This window comes from Metabacillus sp. KUDC1714 (genome assembly GCF_014217835.1).
Taxonomy (GTDB): domain Bacteria; phylum Bacillota; class Bacilli; order Bacillales; family Bacillaceae; genus Metabacillus; species Metabacillus rhizosphaerae.
Window position 1 is genome coordinate 1,524,467 of record NZ_CP055263.1, and the last position, 22,793, is coordinate 1,547,259.

Annotated in this window: 16 protein-coding genes; 2 read left to right on the top strand and 14 right to left on the bottom strand. The window is 30.9% G+C overall.

Annotated elements, in window-relative coordinates:
• Positions 1-66: 66 nt before the first annotated feature.
• Together HUW50_RS07360 and HUW50_RS07365 are read right to left on the bottom strand one after the other, a co-directional pair.
• On the bottom strand, positions 67-774 hold the full coding sequence (locus tag HUW50_RS07360) for a DUF6270 domain-containing protein (RefSeq protein ID WP_066329658.1): 708 nt from the start codon (positions 772-774) through the stop codon (positions 67-69).
• Positions 775-1,336: 562 nt separating this feature from the next.
• A complete protein-coding gene (locus HUW50_RS07365) occupies positions 1,337-1,480 on the bottom strand; it encodes an aspartyl-phosphate phosphatase Spo0E family protein (RefSeq protein ID WP_083964524.1) in 144 nt (47 codons plus the stop codon).
• Positions 1,481-1,743: 263 nt separating this feature from the next.
• On the opposite strand from HUW50_RS07365, the gene HUW50_RS07370 reads away from it, so the two are divergent.
• Both HUW50_RS07370 and HUW50_RS07375 read left to right on the top strand, forming a co-directional pair.
• A complete protein-coding gene (locus tag HUW50_RS07370; protein ID WP_066329660.1) occupies positions 1,744-3,165 on the top strand; it encodes a glycosyltransferase family 4 protein in 1,422 nt (473 codons plus the stop codon).
• Positions 3,166-4,051: 886 nt separating this feature from the next.
• Positions 4,052-5,686: a right-handed parallel beta-helix repeat-containing protein gene (locus HUW50_RS07375; RefSeq protein ID WP_066329661.1), complete on the top strand. Its 1,635-nt coding sequence runs from the start codon at positions 4,052-4,054 to the stop codon at positions 5,684-5,686.
• 127 nt (positions 5,687-5,813) lie between these two features.
• Here HUW50_RS07375 and HUW50_RS26980 read toward each other — a convergent pair whose 3' ends face one another.
• The 12 genes from HUW50_RS26980 to HUW50_RS07435 form a co-directional block, all read right to left on the bottom strand.
• Positions 5,814-6,824: a serine O-acetyltransferase gene (locus HUW50_RS26980; protein ID WP_232328999.1), complete on the bottom strand. Its 1,011-nt coding sequence runs from the start codon at positions 6,822-6,824 to the stop codon at positions 5,814-5,816.
• A gap of 270 nt (positions 6,825-7,094) precedes the next feature.
• Entirely contained in the window at positions 7,095-7,679 is a 585-nt protein-coding gene (locus HUW50_RS07385) for a hypothetical protein (RefSeq protein WP_185653804.1), read from the bottom strand.
• A 15-nt stretch (positions 7,680-7,694) separates the two neighbouring features.
• Positions 7,695-9,335: a teichoic acids export ABC transporter ATP-binding subunit TagH gene (tagH, locus tag HUW50_RS07390; protein ID WP_066328932.1), complete on the bottom strand. Its 1,641-nt coding sequence runs from the start codon at positions 9,333-9,335 to the stop codon at positions 7,695-7,697.
• Positions 9,336-9,353: 18 nt separating this feature from the next.
• Positions 9,354-10,157, bottom strand: a complete 804-nt coding sequence (locus tag HUW50_RS07395; protein ID WP_066328925.1) for an ABC transporter permease — start codon at positions 10,155-10,157, stop codon at positions 9,354-9,356.
• On the bottom strand, positions 10,154-11,431 hold the full coding sequence (locus tag HUW50_RS07400; RefSeq protein WP_066328923.1) for a nucleotide sugar dehydrogenase: 1,278 nt from the start codon (positions 11,429-11,431) through the stop codon (positions 10,154-10,156). The genes HUW50_RS07395 and HUW50_RS07400 overlap by 4 nt, the downstream gene beginning before the upstream one ends.
• A gap of 23 nt (positions 11,432-11,454) precedes the next feature.
• Positions 11,455-14,160: a heparinase II/III domain-containing protein gene (locus HUW50_RS07405; RefSeq protein ID WP_066328922.1), complete on the bottom strand. Its 2,706-nt coding sequence runs from the start codon at positions 14,158-14,160 to the stop codon at positions 11,455-11,457.
• Between the two features lie 28 nt (positions 14,161-14,188).
• On the bottom strand, positions 14,189-15,232 hold the full coding sequence (locus HUW50_RS07410; protein ID WP_066328921.1) for a glycosyltransferase family 4 protein: 1,044 nt from the start codon (positions 15,230-15,232) through the stop codon (positions 14,189-14,191).
• Between the two features lie 11 nt (positions 15,233-15,243).
• The gene (locus tag HUW50_RS07415) at positions 15,244-18,771 is read right to left on the bottom strand and encodes a CgeB family protein (protein ID WP_066328920.1); all 3,528 of its coding nucleotides are present in this window, start codon (positions 18,769-18,771) and stop codon (positions 15,244-15,246) included.
• 25 nt (positions 18,772-18,796) lie between these two features.
• Complete coding sequence (locus tag HUW50_RS07420; protein WP_066328919.1) at positions 18,797-19,051, bottom strand: coiled-coil domain-containing protein; 255 nt, start codon at positions 19,049-19,051, stop codon at positions 18,797-18,799.
• Between the two features lie 27 nt (positions 19,052-19,078).
• Positions 19,079-19,963, bottom strand: coding sequence for a UTP--glucose-1-phosphate uridylyltransferase GalU (gene galU / locus HUW50_RS07425; protein ID WP_066328917.1), 885 nt, complete (start codon positions 19,961-19,963; stop codon positions 19,079-19,081).
• A 117-nt stretch (positions 19,964-20,080) separates the two neighbouring features.
• Positions 20,081-21,388, bottom strand: coding sequence for a glycosyltransferase (locus HUW50_RS07430; protein WP_066328914.1), 1,308 nt, complete (start codon positions 21,386-21,388; stop codon positions 20,081-20,083).
• Between the two features lie 154 nt (positions 21,389-21,542).
• Positions 21,543-22,745 (bottom strand): glycosyltransferase family 4 protein, encoded by a 1,203-nt coding sequence (locus HUW50_RS07435; RefSeq protein WP_066328912.1) that lies wholly within the window; start codon positions 22,743-22,745, stop codon positions 21,543-21,545.
• Between the last annotated feature and the right edge of the window lie 48 nt (positions 22,746-22,793).

Here is a 22,793-nt window from a genome sequence, read left to right on the forward strand (position 1 = left end):
AAACTGGCCTCTCAGAAACTCCAAGTATTTCGACAAAATTCGGGTGGTGACAGGCACCCATCCCTATTATACATTTTCTACAATACTATCTAATTGATTTATAAACTCTAGATAATATCTATCTTCATAATGAAATGGGCTTAAACCCCATACGTGATTTTCATCGGCTATAAAACCGTTTAACTCGATTACATTAATTCCTTCAATACCATTTTCAATCATCTCATAATAATGTTTAAGACGAAGATTGTTTATTTTAATTTCTGGATCATCAAAGTAGTGAATTGTTCCATCCTCTCCCTTATACTGCTCTTGCCAAAAGGCTTTATGCAAGATAATTTGTTCTGGTTTTAGGTTGCTTTTTAGATCATTAATAAATCTTTCCGCACATTTTTCCCATAACATTAATTTATCAGAATCAGACAATACTCTTCCCTTAATATCTATTTTTGACTCAACAAACTCTTTTGATCTCGTTAAATAACTCTCCTTGGTTTTTAAAATATTCATTCTTTCATCTATGAAATCAATAATTAAATAGTCAGAATTGAAATTTTTAATGTGTCTTGGGAATTCTTTGATTAAATCAAAATACACCATCTTTCTTTGGAAAGCAGAAGCCAACTTTATTTCATCAATCTTAATTTTGAATATACGACCATACAAACTTACGATTGAAGAACGTGCAAAATAATTATTAACCCTATATTCAACATTAGAAGTGTATTTGAATGAGTCTCTTGAAACACAACTACCAAAAATATCTATCTTCATATTATCCACCTTAACTTATTATTTTTTTTACTTTCTATCATCTAAACGAAATAAGTCAAAAACAGTATTAATTACTAAGAAGAACTAACTGGAACTCTTACCATACTGTTTTAGCTTGACATATATATATGAAATGTCACAAAGTAATCTCCACCTTCACCAGGCGAACTAGGATTAGCTGTTTTTTTCACAACTTGCTAGTTGTCCCCATGGGTAAGTCTTTTAATTTGAATACATCACTTCACCCTTCCTTTTGGCTATTATTATTTTTCCAAAATTCATTTATCGTTTCTATTTGTATGACAACTTATTCGATGGATTATTTCACATTCTAGCTTCTTCTGTATATGTACTTGAATGATTAGATAGTGTAGAAACTACTTCACCAATGCACTGAATTCCATAGCCATTTACCCATCACTCGTGAATTCTACTCTTCATAAGAAGCCGCTAACTCTTTTCAATGAGTTTCAAATATCATAGATTTATTACCAACCTCTGTTAATACGATAATTTCATGATAACAGACATATACTAGTTCCCTATTATGAGGTTAAAGCAATTAATTCAATAAGTCATCTAGCTTTGTACTTAATTTAACCGTATCTGAGTTTGTTAATCCATGTTCTAACCCGACTGATGCCATACCTTTTCTTGTTGTTTCAAACTCTTCCACCAGTTTTCTATTTGAAAGTGCACACATCATAATGTATACTTACCCCTTTTCTATTTTTCAGATGTCACTATTAGTCAATCTATCAATCTACTAGTTTCAAATATGTTAACCTTATTTTCTTCATTAGGAGAGTATTCCTATTTTTATTAATTTATTGTCGTTTAAAAAAGACAATAAGGTTGATAAGATTTACCCTAAATTAAGCCCAAGAATCTAATTAACTAGACTTTTTGGCCAGCAACTATTAATGTATAATGTTTATTACTAAATATTATTCTGAGGTGTAAAAAAGCATGCATATTCTCATACCTGTATTTTTCAATGCTCCATTAGGCGGACTACATTTTAATGTGATGTCGACTGCATTACATTGTAAAAGTAATGGAAATGATGTAACGGTACTTTGTAGACCAGGTGTTTTTACAGACACTTTAAAAGAAAAAGGTATAAACGTCATAAATACAGACTTTACTCCTACAGAGTTCAGCAATACAATAAAAACTCTTTTAGAATTAAACAAATCCAATAAAATTGATATTATTCATTCCCATCCTTTTGAATCGCGAAAAGTTGCAGTGCTTCTTTCAAAAATTCTCAAAAGTCCACTTTTTGTAACTATACATGGAAGACATACTGACTATATTGAAACGTATATTGATAAAGTTGCAATGGTCTTTACAGTTTCTGAGGGAATAAAGGACTTTTTAAAGGTACATCTAGCCAAAAATAGACTTAATAAATATAATCATAAATTATTTGTTGTTCCTAATGGGGTAGACACACATCTATTCCAGCCAATAGAGCCTCCTGCTTTAAATAGAAAAATAAACATCTCCCTTGTAACAAGACTTGATAAAGATAAAGAATTTATTATCGAAGTATTTTACAAAGCACTAAAGTTCACAACAGAAAAGTACCCAAATGATGTTATTTGGACTATTGTAGGTGATGGTACATTAATTGATGAAATGAAACAAAAAGTTGAAGAGATAGTAGGCACTAATAATCATTTTGTTAACTTTGTTGGTTGGAAAGAAGATATTGACTTATTAATGTCATATTCAAATAGTGATATCGTTATTGCTCCAGGTCGGTGTGCTCTAGAAGCAATGAGTTGTGGTAAACCTACAATTGCTATAGGAAGTAAAGGGTATATTGGTTTAATTGATAAAAATAATTGGTTAAAAGGGGTATATGCAAACTTTGGAGGCATTGGTAATAAGATCGAAGATTATGTTGAAGGATCTATTGAAAAGGATATTGAACGTTTAGTAGAAAATGATATGTTACGAGATGAGCTTGGAGAATTGGGGCATAACTTAATTAGTCAGTTTTATGAAGAGAAGGAAGCTAATAATAATCTTTTACGTTTTTATAGTATGTTTAAGAGGGAAAATACTGAACTGAATGAAATAGATCACATTGAAATTGATAAATTAATCTCAAATTATCTTCTTGAAACTAACATACGACAATCCATAATTAAACAAAATACATTAAATGAATACAAAATTGAAGTAATCTGCCATGAGTATAACGGTCTCTCCTTCGCATGGTATGTATTTAAAGAGAAACAATTAGTAAAAAAAATACCATATAGTAAAAGTAACTGCTTAAATTATACATTCCAAGAAAAAGGTAGTTATCAAATTAGATGTTATGTAAAGAAAGATGACACAATGATTGTGTTTCCAGTTAAAAAAATTAATGTTTAAGTAGGTTCTAAAAAGTCTTTCCTTATGAAGAAAACTGAAGTGCCTAAAATTAATCAAATAAAATAGCGCCCAAATTTCAGGGGGCTATTTTTTGTATATTTCCATTTAGTGAAGGGTCACTTTAAAGATACTCAGCAGTATCATGATCTGCACTAATTATTTTTTCCTAGGTCATGGAAAAATGATTTTTGTATCATTTATGTTTTAACCTAAGATTTTATTCATCAATTACTACAATTAAGAAATCTACTGATTTTAAGGATAAATACCAAGCTGATTTAAAGCATTTATAATATTATTGATATGATTTGAGAACATCTATGGGATAATTATAGCTTCTTTTAATGTTTATTAATAATATTTCCACTTAGCGAACCCTTTATATCCCTAGCAATTAGATCAGCAGAAAGATTATTATTTGTATCATTCCTTATTGCATTAAAAAATCATTTGTTGATAAAGAAACTCATTTTTATCAACTCCTAAACAAATTATGATCAGCAATACACTCATTGCTACATTGTCTCAACGGTATTATCTGATGGATAAAGTAATAACCATTATATTTTTTATATTAAGAAAGCACTTTATATTCACTGTTAGATAAAATAAGTTCTCTATCATCATTCTTCTATCAGATACCTAGCTTTTTAACACTTACATCTATATTAGCCCAATGCTATAATTTATGTTCGGCCTAATCTATATACTGTTAAATACTAATCAAAATCATTACTTATTACAGGTGTTTTATTCAACACTTTTGTATTCATTTTCAGACATTCATATTATCTGTTTTTCTTAAAGAATTATTAATTCTTTAATACACTTATAATACACTTATTAAGTTACATAATAATTAAATTCTAATGAAAGGATGAGAAATTTGTTCACCAATAAAAGATTGAATTTATTAATTATAATTAGCATTTTTATTCTTGGTGTTTTTTACTTTTTCATAGATGCTGAAAAAGATCAGAAAACACAGAATCCATTGCAAGAACAACCTCATTATAAGGATGGTGATTCGATTAATGTCGAATCTGTTGGCGCTATTGGGGACGGAAAGGCCGATGATACAAAGGCCATTCAAAGTGCTGTAGATTCATTAAAAAATAAACGCGGTACCGTTTTGTTTGAGTCCGGAAAAACTTATCGAATTACAGATTCAATTAAAGCTACTTCAGATATTACATTTATTAGTACAGAAAAAGATAATGCGAAAATTTTCATGGATAACAATGAGAGTAAAGTACCAGCATTCGATTTAAAGGGAAATATTAGGTATACAACTACTATAAAATCAGATCAGCTTAAAACAGGTAATAACTCCATTGCATTATCAAAAGTAAATGGAGTAAAAAGTGGAGACCTGTTATTAATTGAAAGTGATACTCCCTGGTACTTTGATCCACGAATTGGTAAGGAAAATTTACATAAAGGTGAACTTCATAGAGTTATTGGCTTAAACAAAAATAGTGTGCTTATAGAAAATCCCCTTTGGGATACATACATTAAAGATTCAGAAATCATAACTGTTAAAATTATTGATCCAATTACGATAAATATGAAGAATATTACTGTTGAACGTAATAAGTCGAACAATCGAACAGTAGGAATAAAATTGGAATACACTAGTGATAGTGTATTCCACAATCTAACAGTTAAAAACTCTGTTTCAACTGGAATTCATATAGTAAGTAGTTTTAGAACGAGTATCGAAAATTCATTAATTATAGGGGCAAATGATCAGTACAGTGGATATGGTATACAATCTTATGGAAGCTCTTTCTCCATGATTAGAGATAATACAGTATTTGGTTCAAGAAGAGGAATTGATATTTCAGGATTATATCCTGATTACTATAGTATTGTGGAATTTAATACAGTTTTTGGTGGCGGAAAAAACGAAAATGGTTTTAACTACTTATCTGAAGACACTCAATACGGCATTGGAAGCCATTCAACCGCAAATTATACAATATTTCGTAACAATATTTTGGGTAATTTAAATTATGGAATTAATATTAGAAGTGCAAATGTTACAATTGAAGGTAATAGTTTCATTGGTTACATAAAAGGAGCAAGTATATTATTAGCATATGGTAAAAATGCAATAATAAAAAATAATAAAACTATTTCTGGTAAAGCTGTACCTAAAATAGCTGATAAATATTCTTTGCCTGATAATGTTGAAGACTTTAAAGCGAATTCCTTCATTTATATTAAAGATACATACTCATTCGATAAAGGTACTGTAAAAATTACTAATAACCAAGCAAATAATATATCTACAGAATTTATTCTGTTAATAGTACAAGATAATCCAGTTAATTTCCTATTAAGTAATTTGATCATAGAAAAAAACTATGTGAAATATGATGTTAATGGATCGAAAGATATAAAATATTTTATCAATAGTACAGAATCTATAAATACAGAAGAGTTAACAATTGATCAAAATATTATTAGATTCAACAATAAAAACGGAATATACAAAAAATACAATAATATTAAATAAAAATAGACATTGAAATAATGAAAAAAGTGAAATAAAGTACAATTAATGTACCCTTTATTTCACTTTTTACTTTATAAGTAAAAACGAATAATTTTATAACTAACATTTCCAACTAGACAGATCTACATTACTTTTTTCTAAAATACTTTTGGTATTTTGTTATATCATTGCTAATGATTTTTGCTGGAACACCAGCAACTACACAGTTATCAGGGATTTCCTTTGTAATTACTGCATTTGCTCCAATTATTACATTATTCCCTATTTTGCCCCCTATACATTTAGATCCTGGAGAAATATACACATTGTCTCCAATCTCTGGGTCTAGTCCTCTAGAACCAATTGTTACATTTTGCGAAATAACACAATTTTTCCCTATTTTAGCGTTACTGTGAATAACTACTCCTATACCGCCATATCCGAGTTTCGTACCTTCACCAATATCTGCAGTATATGGTATAAACGAGTTATACTTTACAAAAATATACTCTTTAATAAAATTTGCAGCGGTTTGTAAACCATCATGATAACAAGCTTTTGCTATTCTATACAAATTTAAGGCACTAATCTTATTCATCGTTCTTGTTAAAATATCATTTACCCCTACTTCCATATGTACAGTTTCTATAGGGAAATTAATATTAGAATTATCGTTATTCAGAGAAACCAACAGTATGTCTTCATTATCTAACAAATCATCGATTGACTTTATTGGAAGATTGAAAAAGGTTTCACCTATATATGTCCCTGACAAATCCACAAAACTGTCTATATTATAGTTGGATTCTAAGATTTTTTTAATTGCAGCAGTCTTTTTGTTGATCCCTACAATAGAGATAGATTTTTTATCATTAAAAATAGTTCCTTCATTAAAACCATTAAATAAGATCTCTTCACTTGTTTCACTAATAATATTGTTTGTTGAATCCTTAATATATACTTTTACTCGATATCTTCCTTTTTCTAATAAGTTAAACTTACAATTATTTCTCCTTATATATGATGTCTTCTCAATTACTTCTTTGCCTTTAATTAAATAATATGCGTACATGTATTCTTTATTGCTAAAACCAAGGTTAACCTTCAAATGAAAAAAATTTTCAATTTGAAGTGAAATATTCTCTTTTAAGTTATTCATATTAAACCCCTTATTAAAATTATTTACTTTAATATAAGTAATTGATTTGTCTACTAACTCAAAGTAATTCCTTAGTTGAATATACTAAGTTACTAACTTTGGCAACCATTTCAAAAGGGTGAATTGGTTATAATATAATAGAAATTTGCACTTGGTTAATTTTATATAAAATTTGTCAAACTAACAACTACACTGTATATAGTTAAAGCAAAAAGTAAAAAAGGTGAAAGCTCATGCATGCTTGCACTTGCTTTCACCTAAAAAATTATTCTATTTTATGCGATCCCTATTCTCGAATTTCATATGATCTGCACCACTTAAACCGTTCCAAATTTCAGGTGAAATATAATATTGATTTGCAGAATTATAAAACTCAGGATAATTGCCTTCCAGATCTTTTTGGAACTCAGTAATGTTTACATTTTCAGATTTATTAAATGAAAACTGAACGGCTCTTTTATCTTCTTTAGAATTTTCCGCAGTTTTTAAAACAGTTACTGTTACTGCTTTGATATTAGGATTTTTAAATAATTTTTCGATTAGAGGTATATTTTCATCTGCAGTTTTAATAAGAATCGATTTATTATTTACTACCTTATTATCTTTAATATATACAGCTACTAAATTTTGTTTACTATCAACAGAAACACTGTAAACATTTGGATTTTCTTTTTTTAGTAAAGGCAAAATATCATCATTTTTTAATGATGCCTCTACAATTTTAGTTTCATTATTACCTGCTATACTAACAATATAATAGGTTATTCCAAGTCCAATAATGATAATGCTTGCGATTATAACCAGCAAAGATTTATTGGACGTTTTTTTTGGAACTCTTGTTTTTAAATTCGACATAATACACCTCTTCTTTTAATCTTCAGATAAACTTATAGCAATAGTATTATTTATCAGATTTATTGTAAGATTATATTTATCTAAGTTTAAAAACAATAAATCTCCATTTTTAGAAGTTATTTGAGCAGATTCCTTGATCTTATTAAGAGTATCACTTTCTGATTGAATACTATCCACAATAATACTAGAGGTTAATCCTGTCTCTTTATCAATAATGATCTGAACATTATCATATTTATAATCTAATGTCTTATCACCGTTTATATTAACCGATTCTCCAGTCAACCCACTTAATTTTTCAAGTATTTGTTCCTCATTTAAATTTAGTTGTGCTAAATAAAACTGATATGAGTTTTTAAAATTTTCAGGAAAAACACTCAAAAATTCATTGATTGCGATATTTTCGCTTTCGTTATCTTGTTTTACGTCTCCAATTTGAATGTTTTCTTTTGAAGTAAAACCTGTCGTATCATTATAACGAATTTTATAAACATTATCTGTTTTCCCCAATACTTCTAGTGAACTACCGAACGGGATCGCAAATCCTGTTTCTGTAAGCTGTTCATCAATATAGAAATCAGCATTGTTAACAATTACATATCCATTTTTTTCAAAGACAATTATATCCTTTTTATCTTCAATCTGATCTATCGTTTTCACACCGCTTTGATCAGTTGTGTTCTTGTTCATTATTTGTACAGGATTTCCGATAAACATAAATAAGAGAGAGAAAATTGTACACAAAGTAAAGAATGATAATTGAGCAAAAATGAATGGATTACTTGTTTTATCATTTTTGGATTTATGAATATTCTTTCTACTAATGAATTGATCTTTTTCACTGTTCAAATGATTCAAATCATCCATTTTTTGCTTTTCCATGTTTTTGGTTTTATAGTTCTTTTTTTCTAAATCACTTAATTCATTAAACCAACTAATAAATTTCTTATACTTTTCTATTACAATTCTAACACTACCGAACTCTTCAATTTCCCCATGATTTATCCAAAGAACCTTATCAGAAATCGATCTAATTTGCGAGATTGAATGACTAATAAAAAATATTGTCTTTCCTTCTGCTTTAAATTCATTAATTTTCTTTAGGCATTTTTCATAAAAGGTTTGATCACCTACAGATAGAGCTTCGTCCACGATTAAGATATCTGGATTTGTGTGTACTGAAATTGCAAAACCTAATCTTGATTTCATACCGCTAGAATAATTTTTTACTGGCTGATATATGAAATCACCTATATCTGCAAATTCTATTATATTAGGTGTTAGTTCCTTAATTTGACTTTTGTTCATACCGAGCATTAAGCACTTTAATTCAATATTTTCAAAACCACTTAAATTATTATTCAAACCTACTGATATGGCAATAAGTGATGTCTGTCCATTTATTTCAATTGTTCCGGAAGTCGGTGGTACAACTTGTGCAAGCAAATTTGATAAGGTAGATTTACCTGATCCATTTACTCCAATAACACCAATAGTTTCACCTTCATATACATCAAAGGAAATATCTCTTAATGCATAAAAACTCTGAGACCTTTTTTTGGCAAGAAACATATCTAATAATTTATCAGATTGTTTTTTATATAAGTTATATTTCTTTGAAACATTATTAAATTTAACTTTAATCTTTGGCTTCATTTAATATAAGCCCCCGAATTATAAATAATCAACAAATTTATCCCTAAATTTAACATGGATACTTGCTCCAATAATTAGGATTAAAAAAGTTATAGACCAAAAATATATTGTATAGTTCAAATCTTCAAAGAACCATTTTCTTCCTAAAAGAGTATCTCTAAAACCTTCGATAATATAGTAAACAGGGTTAATTTTTAATATTGTTTGATATAAAGGATCCAATCGATTTGTATCCCATAATACTGGCAATAAAAAAAACATTATCCTCATAACTGATTGTATTGCAACTTGAAAGTCTCTAATTATTATTGAGATTGTTGAACATAACAAAGTAAATGCAAACAAAAATATAAATAGGCTAATCAAGAAATATGGGAGTTGAATCATATATAACCCTGGTTGGATTTGATATAAAACAAGGATAGCCCCCAAAACTAACATCATTATTATAAAGTTAAATGCATTGCTCACAATTGTTATGGTTGGTAATACACTCACAGGAAATTTCATTTTCGAAACCACATTTATTTTAGCATAAACACTATTTGATCCTTGAACAATTGAAGGGCTGATAAAAAACCATGGTATCAGCCCAATAAGAAACCAAACAAAAAACGGGGTATCCCCTACTGGTGTGCCTTGTCTTATACCTAGACCAAAGACAAACCAGTAAATAGCTACCTGTAAAACAGGATTCAAAATTTGCCATAAAACACCCAAATAATTCATTTGATTCTTGCTTTTCGTTTCATATGCAGCCAATCGAAAGATGAGGTGCATATTAGAAAATTGCTCTTTAATCACTTGAGAAACAGGGGTCATACAAGAACTGCATCCTTCTTAAGAGCCTCATGCAAGTTTCCAAAGTTAATATATTCGAAGTTTTCCGCTGAGTTTGTAACAATATTTTTTGTATCAAGGATACGTTTAGTAGACATATTAGATAGTTTAGTATAATCAATGTTCTTAAATTCATTGTGATCTGTCAAAATAAGAACTAAGTCTGAATTTTTTGTCGCATCTTGAATATCTTCAATAACGAAATCTGCCTCTACATGTGGATCAAAAGCACGGATTTCATATTTACCTTCATGTTTAAGAAGTTCCATGATTTCCATAGCAGGGCTTTCGCGAATGTCGTCCACATTTCCTTTATATGTTAAACCAAATACACTAACGACCTTGCCGTTTGTTTGCTCCATTAATTTATTTACATTTTCTACAACATAGTGTGGCATAGATGTATTAATAGTTCTTGATAAATTAATTAATTGGGCAGTTTCAGGTGCTTTTGCAACAATAAAATAAGGATCCACAGCCAAACAGTGTCCACCTACACCAGGTCCAGGTGTGTGTAAATTAACACGTGGATGTTTGTTTGCCATTTCAATTACATCTAAAGCATTAATGTCTAACTCATTACAAACTTTTGTTAATTCGTTAGCTAATGCAATATTCACATCTCTAAATGTATTTTCCATTAGTTTAGACATTTCAGCTGTTTTTGCGTCAGTCTTAATGATTTCACCTTTAACAAACGTACTGTAAACCATCGCTCCAGCTTCTGTACAATCCTGCGTAATTCCACCAACAATACGATTGTTATAGATTAGTTCATGAAGAATTTGACCTGGTAATACACGCTCAGGACAGTGTACTAGGAAAAGATCTTTCCCAACTACGAACCCAGCCGCTTCAACTAACGGCTTTACAAAGTCATCCATACTTCTTGGCGCAATAGTAGATTCAACAATGATAACATTTCCCTTTTTAACATATGGAAGAGCTGTTTTGACAGCACCTAATACATAGTTTAAGTCACATGATTTGTATAAATCATCATTATTTGGAGTTGGTACAGAAATGATAAATGCATCTGCATTTTCTGGTGTTAAAGAAGCTTTAAAAGTTCCCTTTTGAATAACTTCATTTAACGCTTCTTGCAATCCAGGTTCTTCAATGTGAATTTTACCAGCATTTAAAGAATCAATTACCTCAGGTTTAATATCTACCCCTACTACCTCTACGTCATGTTTTGCAAACATAATTGAAGTTGGTAATCCAATATACCCTAAACCTATCGTTGTAATTTTCATTTTCATTTCTCCTTTTTAGATCATTATTTTTTTATAACAAATGACTTTGTATTCATTGCAACTTTTTCATCATTCGAATCTTTCACATAGACTCTAATAAAGTAGTCTCCAGTTTCTTTAGTACTATATTTAAAACTAGCATTCTTCTTATAAGAAACCTTTTCAATTATTTCTTTATCTTTAAAAACATAATAGGCATACAATAAACCAGTACCCTCTGCCTTACATTGCAATTCGACAGAATTTTCACCTACCATATTTAATGTTATATTATTTATTTTTAATTTTTTTTGCGCATTCGTATATTCTGATTTTAACCCAACAATTGTTTTCACCTTGTGTACCATATATGGCGGAAAGGTGGTTCTTAAATCATCATGAGTTGTCCCTTGTTCAACCTCTAAATCAACTTTATAGCCTTTTTCCCTCAACGCATCACAAAAAGGAATAACATGATTTACATAATGATGATCTTTGTTCCCTACAAGAATATTAATCTTTGGTGAAAGATCTGATGGTTGATTTAATATTTGATAGATGATTTGATCTAGGTAATAGCAATCCGCCTCATCTGCTCCACCTGAAATATATGTTGCAATATTCGGATGACCTGCTTGATTGATCAAGAAGTGACCAATTTTGCTTTGAGGAGCTCCTGCAATAATATTTCCAAAATGATATTTAATTCCGAATAAAAGTGCAGCATAGCCACCTTTTGACGAACCTACTGTGGTGACATTTTTATGCAATATATCATGTTTTGACATAATATATTGTATTAAAGAAGCAACTGCCGTTTCAATTGAAAAGTCACGTTTATTTCCAATATAATAGGAACCCTGATCACCAAAATCATCTAATATAAATAATTTATTTGCCTGTATTTCTTCCAACGATCTCATATAATTATAGATAAATTTATTCGTTGGAGTTAAAGCAGAAAATACTACAAACAATCGATCTTTAAATCGATCATCTTTTGCCGGTTCAAAATGATATCTAAGACTTCTATTCGTAACATATGTTTTTTCTAATTGAAATGGATTACTGCTTCCATCCCCTAATTTGAAAGACTCCATTCGAAAATAAGTAGTACAATCAACATCGCTTCCACTTAAATCAACTTCAATAGTAGTCAATGGTCTCTTATCTTCCATTTTAGGAAAAGACCAGCCTAGTAAATTAGGGTTTTCTTGTCCATTAACTGTCTTTACATTAATTGGTGCATGAGTTGAAAACTCTATTTCCATTACTTTATTATTGCTTCTAAATAATTCTATAAAACGATCTCGTACATGAACTTGAATATCAGAAGCTACATGCCATAATAGCTTGTACTCATGTTTTTTCTCAGATAATATTACATCATTTACAGTCACGACTTGATCTTTTTTATTATATTTTACATTTCTCTTATGCTCGATACCTGTAAATCTAAGATTTACTCCAGTAGCCTCACTTTCACTCTCTGAAACTTTATAATCTGACATAAACACTTTGTCATATTTTCCATCAGTTCGAGGAAGTCCTTTCCCATCAACAACTAATGTATTATGAGCGAATGAAGAATAAGCGTATTTTGTGAATGGATCTTTGTAATTATAGCCGTTTGGGCCAGCTTCAGTGATGATTTCACCATTCCTATAAATATAAACATTTAAGTCATCACTGTGTTTATGGTAGTCTGCATTGTATGCTGCAGCAAAAAGTACATAGGACGATTCCTTCTTTTTTTTCCAATCATCACGAAAGATCGCATAACCAGCCTCTTGAAATACCTTATCATTTTCGATAGGTGCCAAGCCCTTTTCTCCAGCATTTACAGAATACAAGAACTCTTTGCTAGAATATAGGGATTTATAACTACTAGATCTCACTGGCTTGGGCTCTGTATCACAGATAGGTGGTAAAAATCCATCAGGTCGAATGATATAGATTGCAAAATCTTCGGCCTTTTTATATATACTATTAAATTCACTGCTTATAGTTGAATCGATTTCTTCAATCCAACTTATTAATCTTCTAAGATTTGTAGCCACTAGCATATGGTATGAAGGAGAGTGCTCCTTATGCACTCCATCAACTGTAAAGATATTCGTAAAGTATTCCTTTAACCTTTTAACTGCTAAGTCTATATAGTTTGTGCATGTTTTTAATTGTTCGCCTTTAAAATATGTCGCAAATTGCAATAAAGCAATATCCTGAAACATTCCATGGTTTGTATTGGTAGAATGAAAGTCATTATCCGACAATAATGCTGCATGTTCCCATATTACTTTTTCCAACAGCTTTTGTTCATCTTTTGGAATATTCGTCCTAGCCAAAATATAAAACTTTAAAAAGTATTGTAAACGCATAGCTGTCGTTTCATCATGAAATGCCATAGTATCTTTTTGATGTTCATAGTTATGTTTTGATATCCAATCACTAATTAAAGTTAACCCTTTATCAAGATAAAATTGATTATTGGTCTCCAAATAAGCATCGACTAAACAACCTAAAAAGGTATGGCCATGGATTAATCTTTCATAACTTCTTGACCTATTATCATTCCAATCTATTAAAGATTTATATTTTACTACTCCAAAAGGAGGTAGAGTATAGAAGTTATTTTTAATAATATTATCTGCTGACTTCATATAGTCTTTATTACGACTGCCTGGTAGCGCAGCAATTATAGTTTTTAACTGGTCTAATGTCAAATATGATGGTATATATATGTTCTTCATTTAATAGTAATTCACCCCATATTAGCTGTTAATTTTCGACTGTATTCATGGTTGTTTCATCTGCCATGTTTCTCTCTCTACATAATTCTTTCATTAACAGATCCCAATTCCCGCCGATTTCTTCAACGCTAAAGTGTTTTCTTACGTACTGTTTAGCTTGTTCACCTAGTTCGTTATTAAGATTCGAACCATTAATTTCTTTAACACGTAATACTATATCATCGACTGATTCAAATAAATAGTCTTTCGGATAAATCGTATCACTGCCATCCCATTTCAAGATTAACGGAAAAGCGCCGGAAGCTGCACCTTCACTCGGCGACAAATGAAAACTTTCAAAATCACTTGTTGATAATACGTAACCAATTTTCCTTAGCCAGCCTGCAATATCAGAACCAAAGCCATCAAAAACGACAGCATCCTTCCATGGTGCATTATTGATCCGACTAAATAGTTCTTCATAATACTCTCGTTCATCTTCTTTGTTCCAAAGCCATGGGTATTCCTGAGGCAATTTCCCTTTAATAAAGAGCTTGTACCTTGAATCCTGTTCCCACAGCTTTTCTAATACATCTACAGCTAGGTCCAAACGTTTTCTTTTTGGACTCATTCCAATGAAGCCTAAATGAAATTTTGAATCCTCTTCTTTTGTTTGATTCATTATTTCTGTATCTACAACATTATATATCATCGTCATCTTATCTCTTGGTAATTTAAAGACTCTATAAAATTCTTCATATACGTAAGGAGATATCGCAATTATTCTATCTATATTTTCAAGATTAAATTGTTTTGGATAAACCGTCTGAACTTCTTGTAAGTGCATTCGTACAATTAGTTTTTGGCGTGGTAGCTTATTTTCTGAGTACCACACAGCGTTTCCTAATCCCCATTCACATACAATTAGATCTGCCCACTCTAAACATTCTTTACTATGTCTTTCATCATGAACATTATGACCTTTCCATTCATCTAGACGGACTGAGTAATCTCCTGTGAGCTCTAAATAATCAATGATAAGCTTTGCGAACTTTAAATCATGTCCTGCAAAAACAACTTTAATTTTATTCATATTATTTAGCCTCACAATTCAATTAGATTCAAATGTTTATTTTTACTAGCATTGCCGTAAGCTTCAGCTAAGTAATTATATTTATCATTACTATAGAATTTTTTGCCATACTTTAAACTTTCAGCATACTCATTTCCATTCTCTGCTTCATCAAGAACCTTCAGGAGTGATTCCTTAGCAAATACATCTGTTTTTACAATGGTTCTAGCTGGGTTTAAAGATGTAACAAATTCGTACTCAGCATTTGTATTATATTCGTTTATTGATTGCATGTCCTCGTTATAACCAAAATACGTAGATTTACCAATAAAGTCACTATCTGTGAACGACGTACACAGCATTAAATCTAGTAAATAGTTTTTACCATAGTAATCATTGTTAGAGATAAAAGTGATATATGGAGAATCAATCCATTCCATTATATTTTGATAATTATGCATAAAGCTTCGTACGAAGGTCTTTACATTTTTTGAATTATACTTATTGAACAGTTCTAGGTAACCTTCAAATGTATCTACCATCACATATAATTCTTTGTTCTCATAATCTTGACGTTCAAACTGTTCTAGCGCACGTAGGAACTCATCCTTTGAATGTGCAAAAGCAATGACTGTGACTTTCGGCATTTCTTCGTACACAGGTAAACCTATTGTTTCTGCGATAAATTTTAATCTATGTGTATAAGTATGTTTACTTAAAACCTCGCGAATGCCATGAACAGATTTAGTTCGATATTCATTATCACTATTTAACAATGAATTAAATGCTTTATCTATTTCGTCTTCATTCTCCGAAATATAAACCAAATCCCCAAAGATATTTTCAATTCCTTCAGCATATGTGCTTACAACTGGAGTTCCACATGCTAACCCTTCAAAAACCCTTCTTGAAAACATTGTAGGTGAGAATTTAACCGTGTTAACATTTATCATTACTTTATAGCCTTTGTATGCCTTATCGATTTCATAATATTTTAGACTTCCTTTGATAAAAGGAGTAAAACGGTCTGGGAAGGTATGATTTGGCATTAATCCTTGTTTGGTTTTCTCATAATTTCGATCAAATATTTCTAAACCGTATTTTGCTGCATAATCTAAAACGCGATCCATATCTTTTGAGCGATCTTCATGATGACGATAATATGAACCAGCAAAACAAGCCTTGTTTATTCTTTCGTCAACAATTTTAATAGGATTATGAATCATAGGTTGTGCTGCAAATGGTAGGGAAAATGCATTTTCGTGACCTGCGTTTTCTTTATATTGCTCCACCATATTCTCATCTGTTGTAAAAATATAATCAAATCTTTTAGCAGTCTCGATAAATCGATTAAAATGAACGGGATCCTCTTTATTCCAAAATACAGTAGGAATGTTGTTAGTATTACACCATTTTAATAACGCTGATAGTGATTTAAAGTTTTCCTCACCGTAATAACCGACCTTTTTATTCCAGCTTCCACCGTTTCCTTGCCATGCAGACTCAACCATTAATAGATCAGGTTTATTACTACTTAACGTCTCCAGCCAATTATCTGGTGTAAACTTAATTAACTCACATTCTTTTTCATAAGAGGCTGTAGTAAATTCGTCAAAAATCACAGCCATTTTTAGTTTATTTAATGGTTTAGGTTTTACTAAACCTAGTTCTGTAATTTCATTACTAGAAATCCAATCCGAAGAATCACTTATTTGGACAACTTCCATTTCCTTTATAGAAAACTCTTCTACTCTAAATGTCCCCATACCGGCAACACGAAATGCAATTCTGAACTGTGTAATATCATCCTGAAGTTTAACTTTAGTGGATGAATTTAATTTCAGCTGAAGAACTTGTGTTTTGTTTTCTCCTGCATAGCCAACGAACATTGGAAGCAGCTCTAGTCCCTCATCTACATTTGCTTGAATAGTAAATTCATATTCAGAATTTTGATTCACCGACATAATATGAAACGATGGAGCAACACCAAAGCTATTATTTGTTTCTTTATATGAAATATAAACACGTTTTCCATCCGTAATTGTAGAATTCCCCACTAATTGGCCATTTTCATTAGATAGTTGGACTAATTTGTTATGGGAAGGATACCAATTCTGCTTGGCTAAGTCTAATTCCAATGAATTTGTTACTTCAACAGCTTTTTCATTGAATCCAATCTCTAAATTTTTAAAGTAACCTTTATCACTTACTCGTATAAAGAACTTAACTGCATTTGTTTTTTCACTAAAACGCAGTGTTGAAAATTTATTAAAGGGAATTTGATATAACTCTTGTCTTGTTTGATTTCTATAACCAGCTACAAATAATGTCAAGTTCACTTCATTGTATAAATCTGCTGAAGGATAAAACTCATAATAATGGCCCGATTTAGGGATAAATATAGGTGAATTAGGAGCTCCTTTAACATCTATGTTCTCAAGACATGGTAAATAATAATATTGCTTCCCAACAAGTCTAGATTCAAAAATAGAGTGATTTTGGTGGTAGATGACTTTATTATCTCTTCCTAATCCAAATAATGCATTCTTATTTATAGTAAAAGACTTTTCTATACCTTGATTATTTTTGATCTTATTTTTAAAGTTTTTCGTTAACCAATATCCTTTACCCGCAATAATAATAGATGATATTGTGAAATTCCCTGAACCAGATACTCGAACCGCCAAACGATATTGATTGACATCTGCAGGTAGTGAAATGTACTTTTTGGAATTTAAATCAATTTGATGAACTTCTTCTCGTTCTTTACCGTTGTAAAGGATGATAAATAATTTAACATCGAGAGTAGAGTCCTTTTTACCACTAAACACGACCGGTAAATTTCGATCTTCGATGTAAATTGGATTTTGTGGAAGATCTGCAAATTTAATATTTGCTTCATTATAAGGTAAATAAACATATTCTTTCTCTTTCAAATCAACATTGAAAGTATCTGATTGCTTATCGAATTGAATTGTGGCGTTATTAGGTGTGTACCATTCCGTATGATCAAGCTTCGAGTAGTTTCCATTAGTTTGGATCTTACCATTATTCCAAAGTTGAATATCACCTATTTGGATGGTTTCAATTTCAAATAAGCCTGCTCCAGAAATTCTGATTGCAAACCGAGTATTATCAATTTCAGGTGAAATTGTTATATTTTCTGATTCATTTATAGGTACAGAAATTACACCTTTTTTTTCTTCACCTGAATAAGAGATTATCATTAAAGTTATATCTATATTTGAGGCATTTTCACCTGAAAAAGTGACCTTATATGTTTCACTAGGTTTTAAGTTTACTTGAACAAATTCTGGTGCTTTTGAAAAATTTGTATTCATTTCGTGAAATGATAAGTAAGCATGCTTTTTATCCTTCAATTGACTTGTAAAAACATTTTTCGTTACATCATATTCAATAGGAGCATCTGACTGCATAAACCATTTACTGTTTGAGATTTCTTTAATATGAACCCCCTTATAGTTTGGGTCGTTTTTTTGTTCCAACCATTTTCTGGTATTTGTAATTTCATCAAGTTTCTTCTTTACAGTTGGGTTCATAGTTTAGACTCCTTTTATACTAAGATTAACCTTTATTAAGCTTTTTACGAATGACCCAGTATTTACTGGTCAACTTACCTAATGTTGAATTTTTCAATGCATTATAGCGTGATGCTAAGTTTTGATATTTTTCAATCTGTTTCGCATATTCCTTAATTTCTGTCTCTCTTTTGTTAAGTTGTTTCGCTAATTCCTGTTTTAAGTCCGCAACTTCTTTTTCTAAAAATTCCACCTTAAGTTGTAAATCTTCATTTTCTTGACATAGCTCTTCAACCTTCACCAATCCTAGCCACCTTTCAGACATAACTTAATTATGGATTTTTATTTTATTGACCATTGTTTCCATAAACGCTACTATTTCTTCTCGTAAATCTTTATTTTCTAAAGCAAATTCAATTGTTGTTTTTATAAAACCAGCCGTTTCTCCAACATCATATCTTTTTCCTATAAAGTCGAAAGCATACACCTTTTGTAGTTTATTTAATGCTTCAATCGCATCTGTTAATTGGACTTCTCCACCTGCCCCAACATCTTGACGTTCAAGAAATTGGAATATTTCAGGAGTTAGGATGTAACGACCCATAATTGCTAAATTTGAAGGTGCAGTACCTGGTTTTGGTTTTTCTACAAATTTCTCAACTTCATAACGGCGTTCAATCTTATTTACTGGTGCAATGATTCCATAGCGGTGTGTTTGATCTTCTTCTACAGATTGAACACCTATGATGGAAGATTGAGTTTCTTCATATTCATTTATTAATTGTCGCAGACAAGGAGTATCCGCCTGAACAATATCATCACCCAGTAGGACAGCAAAGGGCTCCGAACCAATAAACTTTCTAGCACACCATACAGCATGGCCTAGACCTTTTGGCTCTTTTTGGCGGATATAATGGATATTTGCTAGATTCGAAGAATACTTAACTTTTTCCAAAAGATCCATTTTCCCTTTTTCTAATAAATTTTGTTCTAATTCTACTGCATGATCAAAATGGTCCTCTATAGCTCTTTTTCCTTTACCCGTAACAATAATAATATCTTCTATTCCAGATTCAATGGCTTCCTCTACAATATATTGAATGGTTGGCTTATCAACAATAGGCAGCATTTCCTTTGGCATAGCTTTGGTAGCAGGTAAAAATCTTGTTCCTAAACCAGCTGCTGGAATAATTGCCTTTGTTACTTTTTTCATAAATAACTCCACCTTTGTTAATCACAATATTTAGAAGAAGCATATCTCCTATAAATAGTCCTTTTAATACAAAAATCTAAACTTCTGCTATGAAAACTTTTGATCGTTTACTAATTTTTAAAGTGTCGATAATTTCGACTCGTTAACATTCTGATAAACAGCTAAAAGATGGCGCTTCTCAAGCTCCCAATTATACTTTTCTTTTGCAATAAATGTATTGTGTTTCATTTGTTGATGTTTCTCGGTATTATCTAGTAAATAGTTAACTCCCTCAGCAATCGATACCGGATCATGTGAATCGACACACACACCAACATTCTCTTCTTCCACAACTTTCTGGATTTCCGGGAAGCTACAAGCTATCACTGGAATACCATTCATCATGTACTCAAAGAGTTTATTAGAAGATGCTGAGAAGTGATTAAAGCACACATTGTTTAGTACTTGAAAGCCTAGATAGGCATTTCTTGTGTATGTTGGTAACTCTGCAAGTGGTACTTTCGGGATGAATTTGACTTTGTCTTGAAGCTTCATATCTGCAACCATTTTTTCTAGTTTGGGTTTGATTTTCCCATCTCCGACTAAAACAAGCGTTCCTTCTTTAAAAAGTGGTGCAGCTTGTACTAATTTATCTAAACCTCGACCAGTTTGGATTCCACCTTGATATAAAAGAATTTTCTCATTCTTTGGTAATCCTAACATGTCATGAAGAGGTGCTTTTTCTTGATTTTCTCCAACTTGTTTGAATGGATAATTGTGAACAACATGTGGATAAAATTTGTATAACTCATCGTTATACGCTGCTCTTGTATGATTCTCTACGATCATCGCATCAATCTTATTAATTAAAAATGATTCCAGTTTTCCATATGAGTTTCCTTCATAACCGGTCCTGCTTGTTTGAACTTCATGCGAATCATAAATTAATTTCTTTTGCTTTATTCTTACCTTCGAAGCGATAAAACCTTGAGGTAAAGTATTTAAATCATTTGAGTGATAGATATCATAGTTTTTCTTTAGCCCTTTCCCGATCATTCTTAAAATAATACTACCACTTATCCAAATTGCCTTTAATTTAGTTTTTACTAATAGCAAGACGAAGACAGTGATCATTATTGCTGGAACCGGAAATTGATAAATCATAAATAACCAACAAAGCAAAAATACAAATGCTAAGGATTTGTATTTGCTACATAATCTAAAAGCCTTTTGAAAGATTTCCAACAAAATTGGATATCTTCTGACACGGTGTACTCGAAAATATGGATTACGTTCTTCAAATTTAGCTAAGTTAGGATCCTTAGGATCATGAATACATATTAAATCCACATCATAGTTTGATTCAGATAATGCTGTACATTCCCTAAGAACACGCGCATCGTTTGTAAAGTGATTCCATACAAACATACAAACTTTTTTTCTCATATTCTTCTATCCTTTAACATAGTATTTCATTACAATACTAAAAATAATAATACATAATTCGAGCTGACTTTCCAAGAAATCTCAGTTTTTTTAATATAAACGGTTCTTTTGCACTAAGATAATCGACAATATTATAAACAATTGGAAAAGCAACTTAAATGTTTTCTATAACTCTCGTTAAGCGACTAATATTCTTCTTCCACCTTAAATGTTTCTTCGCATACTCATATCCATTTTGACCTAATTGATTTCTCAATTGCTCATCACCTATAAGTTTCGATATTGATTCGTATAAATCAACAGTTTTTCGATCATCCGATACAAAGCCACATTTTGCTTCCTTGATGACCTTTTTTGAATAACCTTCGATATTACCGACAATTGGCTTTTGCATACACATATAATCAATTATTTTTCCTGGCAAGACAGTTTGAAAGACACTTTTTTCCACAAGTCCCACATACGCAATATCTGCTAAGGAGACTTCCTTTAACGTGTCTTTTCGATTTTTCACTTGTATAATTTCAATATTTGATAAGTGCTTTTCATCAACGAGATTTTTAACTTGATCTTTCTTAAATCCATAGCCAATTATCTTAAAGTGGATATCTGATCTTTGTTGAAACATTTCAGCTAATTCTACTAATGTTAGTAAATCTTGGGCCAAACCTAAATTACCTGTATAAATAATCGTCTTTGTCTCGTTGGATTCAGTTGCTGCTTTTGGCTTCTTTGACAACTCTTCCTCTGTCAATGAATTCGGAATAAAAATAATATCTTCCTTATTAATGCCTTTGGAAGTAATATACGGAATAAATCCTTCACTATTTACAATGATTTTTTCTGCTGAATCGTATAATTTTTGTTCAAGAAAGTAAGATAGTTTTAAAACTAGTTTATTTGTAAATACACCAACACCAAGTAATGATTCAGGCCAGAGATCACGAACATCCAAAATTAACTTTTTCTTAAGTCGAAACTTAGCAAACATGCCTGCAAATCCAATAAATATGGGTGGAGAAGTTGCAAATATGACATCATATTGTTTATCTAGTTTAGAAATAGTAAAAATCAACTTAACTAAAACCTCAATATACAATAAAAACCGATTTAAAATATTTCGTGTGTATTTTCTTGTTTTTGTCTTGATTCTAATGATGTCTTCATCAGGAATATCCTCGTTCCAAAATTCAGGATTCTTCCTGTATATATTACGATTTGGATAAGAAGGGTCTGCAGTAAGCACTTTTACCTTATATCCCTGGTTACTTAGTTCAACATATATATTTTTTATCCTATTTGCCGCACTCCCTATTTCAGGATAGAAATTTTGACTTATTATTAGAACACGTTTCATATGTGCTCCCCTTTTATTTTCTATTATCATACTTTTCATACAAGGGGT